We start from the raw sequence: 15,040 nt of genomic DNA, 5'->3' as shown, positions 1-15,040 counted from the left end.
ATGTGTCGGCGCCGATATATACCATTTATCCGCACCCGGCGTATCCGCTGGAGCATGGCCGCGGCGGCCGGCGGCCGGCGGGGTGCTCCCTGCCGCCGGCTTCAGTTGCCGACGAAACAGCGTCCGTCGGAGAGCACCGGCAGGACGCTGACGGTAACGCCGCCGTCCCGGACCTCACCGAAAAGACATTGCCCGTCCTGCGCCGCTGCCCCCTGAATCGAGTCCACGTCCAGGCCTGTGGGGGTGCGGTCCGCCGATACCTCGACGGAGGATGCACTAAAGCCCGCGGCTACGAACGCCTGGGTTATGCCGTTCCGGTCCGGCGAAGGGTCCGAGGCGGCCAACGATTCCAGCCCGGTTTTCAAGGCCTGCACATCAGGGGTGGAACCACCCGAAACAGCCCCGGAGGAAGCAGCCCCGCCGGGAACGGCGCTCGATGACCCGCCGCCGGGTCCGTCCGCACTGTCCGGCTGGCCGGACGGGTCCGCCGGGACGGACGGATTCGCCGGAGCCGACGGCGCCGGGTCCTGGACGACGTCGCTGCAGCCGCCCAGGCAGACGGCGAGCGCCAGGCTGAGCAGGAGTATGCGGTGGCGTATCACCCCGCGATTCTGACACGCGGCGCATACGTACGGCCAGACCCACCACCGCCCGGGACCCGGCGTCCGCCGCCACCCGCCGCCCGGCTAGAAAGGAGCCACGGCCTCCTCCCGAGGCCTGTCGGCGCCCTCATTCGCGAAGCCGCCGGCCGCGCGGTCCGCCGGGGACTGTTCCGCCTCCGGATCCGTATCAGGCAGCTCTCCGGTCAGGGGGTCCGCGAGCCGGCCGAGCGAGTCCGTAAGGTCCGCGTCTCCCCCGGCGCTGTCGGTACCCTCTGCCCTGGCGCGGTCGCCGGAGGACCCGGAGACGGTGCGGCGGAAACTGGCCGTGCCCCACATGAGGTCATGGCCCACGGTGTCTGCATCGATGTCGGCGCTGGTGCCGCTCCGTCCGTCCTCGGTGGCCCACTGGCGCAGCCGCAGCCGGCCCGTGACCAGCACCCGGTCCCCCTTGTGGATGCTGAAGGCAGCGTTGGTGGCCAGCTGGCGAAAGAGACTGACTGCGTACCAATTGGTCTGACCATCCAGCCAGCCACCGGTATCCCGGTCATACCTCCGCTCGGTGGTGCACATGCGGAAGCTCGCCACGGCCAGTCCGTTGTCGGTAGTGTTTTGGCGCAGTTCGGTGGCCACATAGCCACGGAGCGTAATGGTGTCACTCATGTTGTCCTGCCTTCAGCTCGTCGGCGCGGCACTTTGCCCGTCGGTGACCGCGGGAATTGCCCGGTTCCGCCAGTCTTCTCCACCACAGGCATACCGGTCCGCTGACGGAATGAAGTGTGGGCAAGTCGGTTCCGACGGCCCTCATGCACCGGTTGTGGAGGAAGACCCGGACCGCCCAGTAACGCGTCATGGACGGACGGTCGTTTCCTCCGCTTCGGCCGGCCCTACGCGCCCCGTTCAGACATCAGAAGGAACGGTACGGCCTGCTCGATCATCTTCTCCGTGGTGCGTGGCTTCGGGCTGGCCTGAACGGTGCGGGTATCGGCGGGGCCCGCACCCTGCTCGGTGAACTCGATCTCCGTACGGCTCCGAAGGCCCATGTCACGGCTCGGCAGGACGCGGGCACGGAACTCACGGCCGGATACCAGAACCTTCCATGAGCCGTCTTCCAGCATGCTGACCCGGGCACCGCCCGGAGGAAGCCGGGGAACAGACAGTTGCGGGTGCGAGGCGGGAATAAGGTACGACGTCTTTACGGGCCGCAGCCCGATCCGCCGCCGCGCCAGTTTCCGGACCAGCCCGGCCAATCCGGCGAGGATGAAGTATGTGACGAATCCCAGTACGAGCAGCCCCAACTGGACGATGAACAAGGCGAAGGCCACCTGGCGCTCAAGGGAACCGCGCTCACCTTGAATGAAGAGCTGTATCTGGTTGTACAGGAGATAGGCCATGGGAAGCAGCACGAGGGACGCGATCACGGCAAAGACTGCCTTCGCCACCGCGTACCGTGATTCCACCAGAGCGGTCCGGCGGTCCCACTCCGCTTGTTGCGTTTCCAGCAGACCTGCAGCGGGGTCCGGGCTGTCCGTGCTCACTGGCTCTCCTCGGTGTTGTGGACTGCAAGGGCTCGGGCACAGCGTAATACCCGCTACGGCAGCGGGCTGCCGCAAAACCCGGCTGCCGCAAAAGCAAGGATGGACCAGGAACCACGAAGGGCGCCAGACATATGCCCGGCGCCCTTCGTTACTGGTGCCCCCGGCGCGACTCGAACGCGCAACCTACGGATTAGAAGGCCGTTGCTCTATCCATTGAGCTACGAGGGCAACCACACGATGATACTACGCACCGCCGCCGCCCTCCGTTCGGAGCTGTCCCTGCCGCACGGCATGCCTGCGCCACTGCGGCGCTTTCAAGTCTTCCTGCCTCGAAAAAGATAATTAAGACTTTCCGCCCGCACTGCATCCAAACCCGCAACCGCCGAAGTAGTAGGGGTGTAAGTCACAAACCCGTACCGGTGGGTGCGGCAAATGAAGGAGTACAGACCATGCGTAAGACCGCAACCGCTATCGCGGCCCTCGGCGTAGGCGCCGCAGCAGCTTTCTCGGCCGTACCGGCCTCAGCCGCCGACACCGATATGGCAAAACTCTCCGTCCTGCACGGCGTCCCCGACACCCCGGTTGACGTGTACGTCAACGGAAACCTGACGCTGGATGACTTCATGCCCGGCCAGATGGCCGGTCCGCTGGACCTTCCGGGCGGCAACTACCAGCTGGCCATCACGGCCGCGGACGCCCCCGATGCCTCGGCGCCGATCATCGGCCCGGTATCGGCCGACCTCGCCGCAGGCGGCAACTACACCGCCGTGGCCAACCTGGATGCCTCCGGCAAGCCGACGGCAAACCTTTTCACCAACGACACCGCCGCCGTGGAGGCAGGCAAGGCCCGGCTAACCGTCCGGCACGTAGCCGCAGCACCCGCCGTGGATGTCCTGGCCAACGGGTCCCCCGTAATCCAGGGCCTGACCAACCCTAACGAAAAGGTCCTCACCGTTGACCCGGGCACGATTTCCGCATCGGTTGCCGCGGCAGGGACCACCGAGCCGGTCATCGGCCCGGCAGACCTGGCCCTCGGCGAAGGCACCAACACCATCGTGTACGCCTGGGGGTCCCTGGAGGCCGGAAACCTTGCCCTGGCAACCCAGACCATTGAGGGCATGCACTCCGATCCCTCTGCTGTTCCGGGCGCACTGGAGCAGTCAGGCCAGCAGGACCAGGCGGGCCTGACCGCAGCCGCCGCCGCGGGCGGGGCCGCTGTGCTCGCCCTGGGTGCCGTACTGCTTCGCCGCCGCACCGCCGCCGGCAGCAAGTAGGAACGCACCGATCCATCCCCCCGGTGCTGCAGCGCTCTCCCGCCCCTTTCCGCGCTGCAGCACCGGGCTCACCCCGTCCGGAGGAATCATCAATGTCTCCAGTTCCCCTTCGCCGGCTCGCGGCGGCAGCTCTGCTCTCAGCCGCCGTCGTCGGCACCGCGGCCTGCGGAAGCGGCGATGCGCCCGCAGCCGTGCCGGAAGCCTCCGTCACCGCCGCGCCCGCAGATCCGGGCACGGCTCCGGCCGTCCCCGCCTCGCCCGGTGCACAGGTTCCGATCCGCCAGGCGACACCGACGCCGGCCGAAGTGATTCCGGATCCGGTCCGCGTGAATGTGGAAGGAACAGGGATCGAGCTGGAAGTCATCCCGGTAGGCCAGGAACCCAATGGGGCAATGACCCTGCCGGATAACCACTACCAGGCCGGCTGGTACCGTTTCGGGCCCGCCCCCGGCTCCTCCCGGGGAGCCGCTGTCCTGGCCGCCCACGTCGATTCGCGCACGGAGCAGCTTCCGATTGCCGATTTGGACGAAGTACCCGCCGGAACCCCGGTAACCGTCACCCGCAGCGACGGCTCCGTCCTGCGTTACGCCACGGAAAACGTCCGAAACATTCCCAAGGCCACCCTGGGCGAATTCGACCTGTTCAACCGCGACGGCGCCCCCCGGCTGGAGCTGGTGACATGCGGCGGCAAATGGCTCGATGCGGTCGGGGACTACGAGGATAACGTTGTACTCACTGCGGTGCCCGTACCATAGTGGCAGACCAAAAGAACGGGCCCGATCCTGGGCCGGTCCCGCACGAGTACGGCAGGAGTACGGCACTGATGCCCACCGGCGCCACGGGTCCCGATGCCGCGATGGACCATGCCTTCGCTGCAGGGGATGAAACGGCCCTGGCTGAGGCATACCGCCGGTTTTCGCCGTTGATACGGGCACTGGCCCTGCGGAAGCTCTACGATCCGGGGGCAGCCGACGACGCCGTGCAGGAAGTCTTCATCCGGGCGTGGAAATACCGCGACAGCTACTCGCCGGAGCGCTCCACGCTGGCGGCCTGGCTGGTGGGAATCGGACGGAACGTGGCTGCCGGCATGGCCACGGCCCGGCTGCGCAGCTCCGAGACCCTGGTGGACGATCCCGTCCAGCCGACTGACCAGCGGGCCGCGCCGGCCGGTCCCGACCCGGAGGGCGTGGCGGACCGCGTGGTCCTGGACGCCGAACTGGCCAGGCTGGGCGAACCGCAGGGATCCATCCTCCGTCTGGCCTTTCACGAAGACCTGACACACCAGCAGATATCGGAAACACTGAAACTACCGTTGGGCACCGTCAAGAGCCACATCCGAAGAAGCCTTGTCCAACTACGGCAGCGATTGGAGGTCAGCGATGCAGCACCTGTCATCTGAGGAGCTGGCCCTGAACGCCCTGGGCGAAGCCACCGCCGACGAAACAACCCATCTTCAGCAGTGCACCCAGTGCGCGGCCGAAGTCGAAGCACTGCGCCGGGTCGTCACCGCCGGACGCGCCCCGGCGGCGGCAGCGGAGCTGACCCGTCCGCCGTCGTCGGTGTGGGAAGGAATCCATTCCACGCTGGGACTGGGCGACACTGTCCGCGACGACCCGTTCAATGCTCCGTCCCGCCCCGCGGTATCAGAGGCCGGTCCCGAGCCCGCCCCGGAGGTAGCCGGTACCGGGCAATCCGCAGCCCGGACGGAACCGCCCACCGGTCCCGTTCCGCTGGAGGCCGCCCGTCAGCGGCGTAACGCCCGACGGCGCCTGCCTCAGGTACTGGCCGCCGCGGCGGCAGCCGTTGTGGTGGCCGCGGCCGGCACCTGGGGCGTTTCCCGGGTTCTGGCTGACCGCCCACAGGTGATCGCCGCTGTGGATCTGGCGCCGCTGCCGGCCTACCAGGACACGGGCCGTGCCGAGGTGGACCAGCGGCCGGACGGCGGACGCGAGCTGGTGGTGACTGCCACCGGCTCCGATGCCCAGGGGTTCCGCGAGGTTTGGCTCATTGCCCCGGACATCGAGCGCATGGTCAGCCTGGGCACCATGGAGGGAACGGAGGGCCGGTTCACCATTCCGGCTAACCTTGACCTCAATGAGTACCCCATTGTTGATATCTCGGATGAACCCTTTGACGGCAATCCCACTCATTCGGGGGATTCGATCCTGCGCGGTGTGCTGGAGCCCTGAGCCGGTCCGGCACCGGGACGGCGCACGTGGCTGAACTGGCCGGCACCGCCTCCGAATGGTGGTCCAGGGTGGGGGACGGTTTCAGCCGCTCACCGGGCCTGGATCCGGAACCCGTTGTCCTGCTGCTGATAGTTGCCGCAGCCGCCCTGTTGAGCATCCCGCGCGGCTCCTGGCGGTGGTTCGGTCTCTTCGTCACGTTTGTCCACGAACTCGGACATGCCTTCGCAGCCCTGATGACCGGGCAACTGGTGAAGGGCATCCGGCTGCGCTTTGACCACTCCGGGGACATGAGGTCGCTGGGCCGCGGCGGTTTCCCGGCGGTCTGGGCCGGATTCTGGGGATATCCGGTACCTGCGGTGGTGGGCGCGGCGCTCATCCTGGCGGCATTGAACGGCTGGGCCGGGGCTGCGCTTTCCGTGAGCGCACTGGTGCTGCTGGCCGCGCTGCTCTTTATCCGCAACGTCCAGGGATTCGCTATTGCCCTTGGCTGCGCAGCGGTCTCCGTGGTGCTTGTCTGGTTCTCTTCCCCGGTGACCGCCGGGTATGCGGCCATGTGCACGGGTATCGCCCTGCTGGTGGGGGCAGTCCGGGACTGGCTTAATGTGCTGTCCGTGCACACACGGAGGCGCCGGAACCTGGACAGTTCCGACGCCTGGATCCTCTACCGCCGCACCGGTGTCCCGGCGGCTGTCTGGCTCGGCGGCTTCGCCCTGGTGATTGCCGCGTCGCTGGCCGCGGCCCTGTACGCTGCGGCGGCGGCGCTGGCCTAGGCCGCTGTGTCGGGGAAGGTCACCCGCAGCTCCAGCCGGTGCTGCCCGTCGGCCTCCTGGGAGTAGATCGCCTTCCCGGAGATCCCGGCCAGCCCGTCGGTGCCGGATCCGGGAATGATGTGGCCGGAGCTGGCGGTGGCCGTCCCCTCGGCCAGGCCCCAGTGCTGGATGACCATGGTGCCGGACCGGCCCGCGATCGTGCCGGCGAAAACCTCGGATCCGACGTACCCGGCACCCACCGAGTTGCCGGCCATGATCAGGTCCGCGACGCTGGTTCCGGTGATGTCTCCTTCGAAGATCTTCACCGCCCGGACAGTGGAGAGTTCACTGTTGGTCCCCTCCACCTGGTACGGGGTGGGCTCCCACTCCGAAACGTCGAAATCCGCCACGATCACTTCTTCAGTTAGGTCGGTCATGGTTCCAGTATCCCGTGTCCGGCGCCGGATTGCATGCCGCGAGCCGCCCGCCGGTACCCTTGTCGCTGTGCCCGCACGCGGCACGGCAACGGTTTTAGCTAAGGAGCACCCCCTTCGTATGTCCCGGAATCCGGCAACCATTCAGCGGCGGATACTGAGCCCGTCCACCCTCTGGACCGCGTTTGCCGTGGTCCATCTGGGCTTCCTCGCCGCCCTGGCTCCCCTGATCCTCAGCGGAGGAGTGCTCAGCGACGTGAACTTCTACCGTCAGTGGGCGTTCGACGGCCTGCAGGAGGGGCACTGGCTTGTCCTGGACACCGACTGGGTCTATCCCGTCCTCGCCCTGGTGCCCATGGTCATCGCCGCACTGTTCGGTTTCGCGGCCTATCAGTTCACGTGGTTCCTGATGTTTACCGCCCTCAACGCCTGTGCCGTGGCCGTCCTTGCCCGGCGGGCGGGAGAGCAGGGCATCGTGGCGGCGTATTGGTGGCTGGCCGCCACCGCCCTGCTGGGACCGGTGGCCGTGGGCCGGGTGGACGGGCTGACCGCTCCACTGGTGATCACCGGGCTGCTGTTCCTGGCGACCCGCCCGGTGCTGGCCTCGGCCCTGCTCTCGGTGGCTACGTGGATCAAGGTCTGGCCTGCCGCGGTTATCCTCGCGGTACTGGTGGCCTGGAAAAAGCGGCTGACGCTGCTGGCCACAGGAGCGGCCGTCTCCGCCCTCATCGCCGCGGCGGTTGCCCTGGGCGGCGGGCTGTCGCATCTGCTGAGCTTCTTCGGCGAGCAGGGCGCCCGCGGAATGCAGATGGAAGCGCCCTTCACCACGCCCGGTCTGTGGCAGGCCATCCTGGGCAGCTCGGACGCCTACATCTTTGAGGACAAGGTCATCAATACCCGTGAGGTCCGCGGTGCGCTCGGCGAACCCGTGGCTGCGCTGATGACTCCGCTGCTGGCCCTGGCTGCCCTCGCCGTCGTCGGGCTGCTGATCTGGGCCCTGCGGCGCGGTGCCGATCCGCGGGCGCTGCTGATCTCAGGGTCCCTGGCGCTGGTGGCGGCGTTCATCGTGTTCAACAAGGTGGGGTCCCCGCAGTTCATGCTGTGGCTGGGTGCGGTGACCGCCGTCGGGCTGGCCTGGGAAGGCCGGGCCTGGAAGGTCCCCGGGATCCTGATGCTGGCCATCGCGGCCCTGACCACTCTGGTCTATCCGATGTTCTACTCGGCCCTGTACAACGACCTGAACATGGCCGTGGCCCTGCTCCTCACCGCCCGAAACATGCTGTTGCTGGTGCTCTTCGGCTGGGCGCTGGCCAGGGTGGTTGCCCTGACCCGCGCCGGCGGTGCCGGTATCAGTGCCGCAGTTCGCCCGGAGCAGGCATCGTAAGTTTCTTGCGGAACAAAACCTTGGTTTTCGGGTCCGCGAAGATCAGGTAGAGGGCAAAGCCCAGCGCGGTCACGGCGGCAATCTGCCGGGCCGCGCTGAGGCTGAACTCGAAGTAGGGCCAGATATCCAGCTGGTCGCTGATGGCGTAGACCATAAAGAAGGACACGAACAGGTAGAGCGTCTTGACCTGCCAGTCGTCACGCAGACCGGTGACGGCGAACAGCGGGATGAGCCACACCACGTACCAGGACTGGATCATGGGCGCGAGCATCACGATGGCGGCAAACGCCAGGGCCAGGCGGCGGATGAGCCTGCTGTACTCCCCCACGAACATCTGCCACAGCACAATGCCCACGGAGGCCAGACGGCCGATGGTGTGGACGACGTCGGCCAGGGTCCATCCCGGCAGGCCCAGGGCATTGCCCAGCGTGGCCACCACCATGCCTGCGAAGCCCACCGGGGCGTACCAGATCCAGACACTGCCGGGAGTGCTAAGCGCCCCCACCCAGCCGAACCCGAAGCCGTTGATCAGGCCCATGATTGCCAGCAGTCCCAGGGAGATGCCGGCCGTCATGAACCAGTAGCCGAACTTCCGCCGCCATGAGGCGTTCTTGCCCGCCCAAAGCAGGCCGACGAACGGAAGGAAAATGATGGTGATCGGCTTAATGCCGATGGACAGGGTGATCAGCAGGATGCCGGCGAGCGGACGCTTGGTGGCTGCGAGGTAAAGCCCCGCCAGGGCCAGGCCGATCATCAGGGCGTCGTTGTGGATGCTGGCGATGAAGTTCGTCAGGAACAGCGGGTTGGCAGCGGTCAGCCACAGGGCGCGGTTGGGGTTGATGCCGTGCAGCTCGGCCAGCTTCGGGACGAAGTACACGCACATGGCGACGCCGATGACGGCGATCAGCCGGAACAGCAGGATGGAGAACTCGGGCTGCCCGCCGGTGATCCGGACCACCAGTTCCTCGAGCCACAGGAAGACCGGGCCGTACGGAGTGGGGCTTTGCGCCCAAAGGTCGTCCGCGCCGATCTGCAGATAGTTGGAAATCTGCGAATAGCCGTCCTTGTAGGGGTTCAGGCCGGTGACCATGACCAAGCCCTGCGCAATGTAGGCGAAGACATCCCGGCTGAACAACGGCAGGGTCAGGCACAGCGGTGCGGACCAGGCAATAACGGCCCTCAGCACCACCGGCCTGGAGTCCGGGCCCCAGCCCTTCATCCGCTGGCCGAGCCGGAGCCAGGAGCGCACCAGCAGCATCCCGCCGGCGGCCAGGAGCAGGACGGAGACGACGGCGCCCAGCGGCTCATCGAAGCGCATCCAGATGATCAGCGGGTTGCTCCGCAAATTGAAGGAGGCCAGTGAAAGCCATCCGACCCCAAACGATCCGACGAGCATCATGAGGGAACCGATGAACCCTTGGATGATCGCTATGTTGGGGCGGTCGGCTTTCGCTATCTCCGGGCCCGGAGACGAAGGCTCGGTCGCTGGGACCTGGGCGGTCATCTACGTGGTTCCAATCTCTGGGTGAACACTTATCCTGCGGGCCAGCCGGCAGTGGATTCGGCGCCGCACCCTGCGGAGGGCAGCACAAATGCCCGGGCACCGTCAATAGGCTGATATTAGCACCGCCCCCCTGACGGAACGCCTGCCCGCGACGCGGCGGCAACCAATCCTGTGAGACGGGCCACCGTCCCCTAGACTGAAGTGTCAGTTGTGACAAATGAGGGCAAGTAGACCAGGCAAACAAGTACGAGGCAAGGCGGTAAAGGCTGTGGGGCGCCACCGGGCAGAACCTGTAAGGAAAGATGCAACTAAACCTGCGCGGGGAACAGAGGCCGGCGACCGCCGGCAGTCAGCCCGCAACCAGGAACTGCTTGCCTGGGGTGTGTTCCTGACCGTAGTCGGGGCCGCCGCCATGGTGTGGGTAGAGGTACCCGCCGGCACCGTTGCCACAGCCTCGGCCCTGCTGCTTTTCGCCTTCGGCGTCGCCTGGTGCTTCTCCACTTCCCCGGCAGCCAAGGCAGCCGGTTCTCCGGCAGCCGCCCCGTCTCCTGCCGCTGCCCCGTCTCCTGCCGCTGCCAAGGTAACAGCCGTACCGGGACCGGCAGCACAGCCAGCCGCTCCCCCGCGGGCAGCCGCACCTTATCCGGGGGCACCGGACCCTGTCCTTCCCGCTGCACGCCGGCGTTCCGTCCGCGCACTCCCCAGCCCGGTACCGCCGCCCTCTCCGGGACCTGTCCGGGTGAACCGGGGCGCGCCGCACGGCCGGCGCGCGGCCGCCACTCCCGTCCTCCATGAAATGCCTGCCGAACCGAGCCGGTGGACCCGGACCTTCGGACCGCCCGATACGGGCCAGATCCCGCTGCAGCCCTACCTTGCGGGCTCGCCTGCGTCCTTTGCCACGGCCGATGCGGATCTTCCGGACCGGCGCCAGCGCAGCCACTCCAGCCTCTGACTCTCCCGCCCGGCCCCCTAGTGCCGGGCGGCGGACGCGGTACATTGGGTTTGTGCCAATAACTAATGAACGTATGGTCTGGATCGACTGCGAAATGACCGGACTGGACATTGAAAACGACGCCCTGATTGAAGTAGCCGTCCTGGTGACGGACTCCGAGCTGAACATCCTCGGCGACGGAGTGGACGTGGTGATCAAGCCGGACGAAGCGGCCCTGTCCCAGATGGGGGACTTCGTGCGCCAGATGCACACCACCTCCAAGCTCCTCGATGAGCTGCCCAACGGAATCACCATGGCCGAGGCAGAGGCCGCCGTCATCGAATACATCACCAAGTGGGTCCCGGAGCCGAAGAAGGCCCAGCTCGCCGGCAATTCGGTGGGCACGGACAAGATGTTCCTGGCCCGCGACATGCCGGAAGTCATCGACTACCTCCACTACCGCATCATTGACGTGTCCACCATCAAGGAACTGGCCCGGCGCTGGTACCCCCGGGCCTATTTCCAAGCACCGGCCAAAAACGGGGGCCACCGTGCCCTCGGAGATATCCGCGATTCAATCAATGAGCTGCGCTATTACCGCGAGGCGATTTTCGTCCCCGCACCGGGCCCGGATTCGGCCACTGCCAAGAAGATCGCGGCCGGCATCTGACGTTAGCTCGGTCACAAAGCGGCCCCGGGGACCCGGTTGTGTCAAAAGCACTCAAAAAACCGTGTAAGCTTGATTCCGCTGCCTCAGATAAATGAGTTCGCAAGACCACTCGCCTGGACTTCGCGGATGAACGTTTGAGGCACATGGTGGGTATAGCTCAGTTGGCAGAGCGCCTGGTTGTGGTCCAGGAGGTCGCGGGTTCAACCCCCGTTACTCACCCCAATGAGGCTGGCGTTACAGCTTCGATAGGCCGCCTCGGATGATTCCGGGGCGGCCTTTTTGTTTGTGTTTCACTGTTTAGCGGCAGGTGTCTGCGAGGACGCAGCCGCCGGGCGTATGCCCGGGTTCCGACCCCTACGCCTACGCGTGGCTTATCAATGAGGAGGCGCCGCCTTGGAGCGCAGACTGTTCGAAGAGGACCATGAGCTGTTCCGGGAAGTCGTCCGGGAATTCGACGCACGTGAGGTGGCTGCCGGCTATCCGGAGTGGGACGCAGCGCACATGATGCCCCGCCGCCTCTGGAAGGCCGCCGGAGAGCAGGGCCTGCTCGGACTGGCCGTTCCGGAGGAATTCGGCGGTGCCGGCATGCCCGATTACCGCTTCCGCGCCGTGATGGACGAGGAGTTCGCGCGCACCAACCACCTCGCCGTCGGCCTGGCCTTCCATCTGCATGATGACATGGTCCTTCCCCACCTGCTGGCGTACGGCTCCGATGAGCTCAAGGAACGCTGGCTGCCGGGCATGGTGTCCGGAGACAAGGTCACCTCCGTAGCCTGGACCGAGCCGGGCGCGGGCAGCGACCTGCGCGGCATCCGCACCAAGGCGGCCCGGACCAACGACGGCGACTGGCGCCTGAGCGGCCAGAAGACCTTCATCGGCAACGGGATCAGCGGCGACGCCTCCCTGGTCCTGGCACGCACCGACGGCAGTTCCGGCCGCGGCCGGCGCGATTCCTTCAGCATGTTCATGGTGGAAAAGTCCGAGGGCTACAGCACCGGCGGGCAGCTGGACAAGATGGGCCTGAAAGCCTCCGATACCGCTGAACTGTTCTTCGATGACGTCCATGTGCCCGCAGCCAACCTCGTGGGCGAAGTCGGCCGCGGACTGGAGTACGCCGCCGGGCAGCTGCCCCAGGGGAGGCTGGCCATCGCCGTCGCCTCCTCCGCCGTCGCGCGCGCCGTCTACGAGGCAACCCTTCAGTACACGCGGGAACGCAACGCGTTCGGCAGCCGGGTGGCGGACTTCCAGAACAGCCGCTTCGAACTGGCGGACATTGCCACCGAGGTGGAGGTGACCGAGTCCTACGTGGATTCGGCCATCGGAGCCTTCAACGAGGGCAAGCTGGATGCCGTCTCCGCTGCCAAGGCGAAACTCTGGGCCAGTGAGCGGGTCAAGTCGGTCACCGACCGCTGCCTGCAGCTGCATGGCGGCTACGGCTACATCCTGGAGTACCCGGTGGCCCAGGCCTTCCTCGCTGCACGCCTGCTGACCATCTTCGGCGGCACCAGCGAAATCATGCGCGACGTCATCGGACGCGACATCACCCGCTAGGGCCCGTCCCGGCTCCTGCCACCCACACGAGAGAAACACGAGAGAAAGACAGCAATGACCGTTCGCCCCATTGTCATCCACGGAGAACCCGTACTGCATCGCAGGGCGGCAGCGGTGGAAGAGTTCAACGACGAACTCCGAACCCTGGTTGCCGACATGTACGAGACCATGGATGTGGCCAACGGGGTGGGCCTGGCAGCTCCGCAGATCGGTGTGGGGCTTCGCGTGTTCACCTTCGCCTATGAGAACGACGACGACGCCCCCGACCGCGGCGTGCTGGTCAATCCCGTGCTCATCACGTCGAAGGTGCCCGGCTCGGTGCCGGATCCCGACGAGACGTCCGAGGGCTGCCTTTCCGTTCCCGGCGAGAACTTCCCGGTGAACCGGGCGGCCTGGGCCAAGGTCACCGGATTCGACGAAAACGGCGCGGAGGTGGCGTTCGAGGCCACCGGCTGGTTTGCCCGGGTAATCCAGCACGAGTATGACCACCTCGACGGCAAGCTCTACGTGGACCACCTCAATGACCGGTGGAGCCGCAAGGCCCGCAAAGTCATCAAGAACCAGGGCTGGACAGTTCCGGGCAACACCTGGATGCCCGGCGTCGACCCGGATCCCTTCGGGCACTGACCCGGCTTTTCCGACTCCTCTTTAACGCACAGCGTTAAACGGCACAGCGGGCCCGCAGGATCTCCTGCGGGCCCGCTGTGGTTCAGGCAGCCCTGCTAGCCGGCGATGGACGCCAGGGACTGTGCCTTCGGGTAGGCCGGCGGGTTCACGTGCGCCATCTCCTCCAGCACCCGGACCACCTGGCAGCTGTAGCCGAATTCGTTGTCGTACCAGACGTACAACACCAGGTTCGTGCCGTTGGAAATGGTGGCCAGGCCGTCCACGATTCCGGCACGCTTGGAACCCACGAAATCGCTGGAGACCACCTCAGGCGAATCGATGTAGTCGATCTGCTTGTGCAGCGGCGAATTCAGCGAGGTCTCCCGCAGGTACGCGTTGACCTCTTCCTTGCTGGTGGCGGTCTCCAGGTTCAGGTTCAGGATGGCCATGGACACATCGGGAGTGGGTACCCGGATGGCGTTGCCGCTGAGCTTCCCCGCCAGTTCTGGCAGTGCTTTCGCTACGGCCTTCGCGGCGCCGGTCTCGGTGATGACCATGTTCAGCGCAGCAGAGCGGCCGCGGCGGTCGCCCTTGTGGAAGTTGTCGATCAGGTTCTGGTCATTGGTGAAGGAGTGGACCGTCTCCACATGGCCGTTGACAATGCCGTACTTGTCATTGAGGACCTTCAGCACCGGAGTGATGGCATTGGTGGTGCAGGACGCCGCGGTGACGATGCGGTCCTCATCCGTGATGGAGGCGTGGTTGATGCCGTGCACGATGTTCTTGAGGTCGCCCTTGCCCGGCGCGGTCAGCAGGACACGGGACACACCCTTCGCGGCAAGGTGCTGTGAGAGCCCCTCTTCATCCCGCCAGCGTCCGGTGTTGTCCACCACCACGGCATTGTCGATCCCGTAGGCGGTGTAATCCACGCTGGCGGGATCATTGGAGTAGATCACCTGGATAAGCGTTCCGTTGGCCTGGATGGTGTTCTGTTCCTCATCCACGGTAATGGTGCCGTTGAAGGCACCGTGCACCGAATCGCGGCGCAGCAGGCTGGCCCGCTTGACCAGGTCGTTTTCCGAGCCCTTGCGCACCACGATCGCCCGCAGGCGCAGGCCCTGCCCGCCGCCGGCCTTTTCCACCAGGATGCGGGCCAGCAGGCGGCCGATGCGGCCGAACCCGTACAGGACCACATCGGTGCTGGTCCGCTCGTCCGCTCCCCGCTTGCCGGCCACCTCCGCCAGCTCGGTGCGGAGGAACTCATGCAGGTCCCCGCCCTGCTCCTTGTATTTGTTGCCCATACGGGCCAGGTCCACTGATGCAGCGCCGAGCTCCAGCTCGGTGAGGGCCTTCAACAGCGGGTAGGTCTCGGAGACGGGGAGCTCCGTTTCGTCAATCTGCCGGGCGAACCGGTGTGCCTTCAGGATCTCGATCACCGATTTGTTGACCAGCGGACGTCCGTACACCGAGGTCACCACGCTGTTTTCCCGGTAGAGCCGCCCGATCAGCGGGATCATTGCCTCGGCGAGGGCTTCCCGGTCCATCCAAGTGTCAAGGCACGTATCGGAGTTGGAACTCACAGATCTTCACATCCTTTTCTCAGCCGGCACT

Annotated in this window: 16 protein-coding genes and 2 tRNA genes; 11 read left to right on the top strand and 7 right to left on the bottom strand. The window is 66.3% G+C overall.

The window, feature by feature from the left end; all coding sequences use genetic code 11:
- Nucleotides 1-101: 101 nt before the first annotated feature.
- The 4 genes from AC5RUF_RS03550 to AC5RUF_RS03535 form a co-directional block, all read right to left on the bottom strand.
- Nucleotides 102-602, bottom strand: a complete 501-nt coding sequence (locus AC5RUF_RS03550) for a DUF6993 domain-containing protein (protein WP_494129733.1) — start codon at nucleotides 600-602, stop codon at nucleotides 102-104.
- 84 nt (nucleotides 603-686) lie between these two features.
- Nucleotides 687-1,262, bottom strand: a complete 576-nt coding sequence (locus AC5RUF_RS03545; RefSeq protein WP_494129732.1) for a single-stranded DNA-binding protein — start codon at nucleotides 1,260-1,262, stop codon at nucleotides 687-689.
- Between the two features lie 224 nt (nucleotides 1,263-1,486).
- Complete coding sequence (locus tag AC5RUF_RS03540; RefSeq protein ID WP_493998234.1) at nucleotides 1,487-2,137, bottom strand: hypothetical protein; 651 nt, start codon at nucleotides 2,135-2,137, stop codon at nucleotides 1,487-1,489.
- Between the two features lie 152 nt (nucleotides 2,138-2,289).
- A tRNA-Arg gene (locus AC5RUF_RS03535) sits at nucleotides 2,290-2,365 on the bottom strand.
- A 221-nt stretch (nucleotides 2,366-2,586) separates the two neighbouring features.
- Here AC5RUF_RS03535 and AC5RUF_RS03530 point away from each other — a divergent pair.
- From AC5RUF_RS03530 to AC5RUF_RS03510, 5 genes are all read left to right on the top strand, one after another.
- Nucleotides 2,587-3,411, top strand: coding sequence for a DUF4397 domain-containing protein (locus AC5RUF_RS03530; RefSeq protein WP_494129731.1), 825 nt, complete (start codon nucleotides 2,587-2,589; stop codon nucleotides 3,409-3,411).
- Between the two features lie 92 nt (nucleotides 3,412-3,503).
- A complete protein-coding gene (locus AC5RUF_RS03525; protein WP_494129730.1) occupies nucleotides 3,504-4,166 on the top strand; it encodes a class F sortase in 663 nt (220 codons plus the stop codon).
- Nucleotides 4,167-4,234: 68 nt separating this feature from the next.
- The gene (locus AC5RUF_RS03520) at nucleotides 4,235-4,810 is read left to right on the top strand and encodes an RNA polymerase sigma factor (RefSeq protein WP_494129729.1); all 576 of its coding nucleotides are present in this window, start codon (nucleotides 4,235-4,237) and stop codon (nucleotides 4,808-4,810) included.
- The gene (locus tag AC5RUF_RS03515) at nucleotides 4,791-5,600 is read left to right on the top strand and encodes an anti-sigma factor (protein WP_494129728.1); all 810 of its coding nucleotides are present in this window, start codon (nucleotides 4,791-4,793) and stop codon (nucleotides 5,598-5,600) included. The genes AC5RUF_RS03520 and AC5RUF_RS03515 overlap by 20 nt, the downstream gene beginning before the upstream one ends.
- Nucleotides 5,601-5,626: 26 nt before the next feature.
- On the top strand, nucleotides 5,627-6,370 hold the full coding sequence (locus AC5RUF_RS03510) for a M50 family metallopeptidase (protein ID WP_494129727.1): 744 nt from the start codon (nucleotides 5,627-5,629) through the stop codon (nucleotides 6,368-6,370).
- Here the strand turns inward: AC5RUF_RS03510 and AC5RUF_RS03505 are convergent.
- Nucleotides 6,367-6,786, bottom strand: coding sequence for a DUF3224 domain-containing protein (locus AC5RUF_RS03505; protein WP_493996728.1), 420 nt, complete (start codon nucleotides 6,784-6,786; stop codon nucleotides 6,367-6,369). The genes AC5RUF_RS03510 and AC5RUF_RS03505 overlap by 4 nt on opposite strands.
- A 118-nt stretch (nucleotides 6,787-6,904) precedes the next feature.
- Here AC5RUF_RS03505 and AC5RUF_RS03500 point away from each other — a divergent pair, with 118 nt between their 5' ends.
- Complete coding sequence (locus AC5RUF_RS03500) at nucleotides 6,905-8,167, top strand: glycosyltransferase 87 family protein (RefSeq protein WP_493996729.1); 1,263 nt, start codon at nucleotides 6,905-6,907, stop codon at nucleotides 8,165-8,167.
- On the opposite strand, the gene mptB is transcribed toward AC5RUF_RS03500, so the two are convergent.
- Nucleotides 8,133-9,671, bottom strand: coding sequence for a polyprenol phosphomannose-dependent alpha 1,6 mannosyltransferase MptB (gene mptB / locus AC5RUF_RS03495; RefSeq protein WP_493996730.1), 1,539 nt, complete (start codon nucleotides 9,669-9,671; stop codon nucleotides 8,133-8,135). The two genes, AC5RUF_RS03500 and mptB, sit on opposite strands and share 35 nt — an antisense overlap.
- Before the next feature lie 382 nt (nucleotides 9,672-10,053).
- Between mptB and AC5RUF_RS03490 the strand changes: the two genes are divergently transcribed.
- The 5 genes from AC5RUF_RS03490 to AC5RUF_RS03470 all read left to right on the top strand — a co-directional run bounded on the left by AC5RUF_RS03490 (nucleotide 10,054) and on the right by AC5RUF_RS03470 (nucleotide 13,450).
- Nucleotides 10,054-10,623, top strand: a complete 570-nt coding sequence (locus tag AC5RUF_RS03490) for a hypothetical protein (RefSeq protein ID WP_494129726.1) — start codon at nucleotides 10,054-10,056, stop codon at nucleotides 10,621-10,623.
- 52 nt (nucleotides 10,624-10,675) lie between these two features.
- Nucleotides 10,676-11,272: an oligoribonuclease gene (gene orn / locus AC5RUF_RS03485; protein ID WP_494129725.1), complete on the top strand. Its 597-nt coding sequence runs from the start codon at nucleotides 10,676-10,678 to the stop codon at nucleotides 11,270-11,272.
- A 146-nt stretch (nucleotides 11,273-11,418) separates the two neighbouring features.
- Nucleotides 11,419-11,494 (top strand) — tRNA-His (locus AC5RUF_RS03480).
- 171 nt (nucleotides 11,495-11,665) lie between these two features.
- On the top strand, nucleotides 11,666-12,823 hold the full coding sequence (locus tag AC5RUF_RS03475) for an acyl-CoA dehydrogenase family protein (RefSeq protein WP_494129724.1): 1,158 nt from the start codon (nucleotides 11,666-11,668) through the stop codon (nucleotides 12,821-12,823).
- A gap of 54 nt (nucleotides 12,824-12,877) precedes the next feature.
- Nucleotides 12,878-13,450: a peptide deformylase gene (locus AC5RUF_RS03470; protein WP_494129723.1), complete on the top strand. Its 573-nt coding sequence runs from the start codon at nucleotides 12,878-12,880 to the stop codon at nucleotides 13,448-13,450.
- A gap of 95 nt (nucleotides 13,451-13,545) precedes the next feature.
- Here the strand turns inward: AC5RUF_RS03470 and AC5RUF_RS03465 are convergent, their stop codons facing one another.
- Nucleotides 13,546-15,009, bottom strand: a complete 1,464-nt coding sequence (locus AC5RUF_RS03465; RefSeq protein ID WP_493996734.1) for a glyceraldehyde-3-phosphate dehydrogenase — start codon at nucleotides 15,007-15,009, stop codon at nucleotides 13,546-13,548.
- Between the last annotated feature and the right edge of the window lie 31 nt (nucleotides 15,010-15,040).

It is taken from the genome of Arthrobacter sp. Y3224198, from assembly GCF_059090025.1.
Note: the sequence above shows the minus strand (reverse complement) of the source record. Positions and strands in the feature narration are given on the sequence as shown.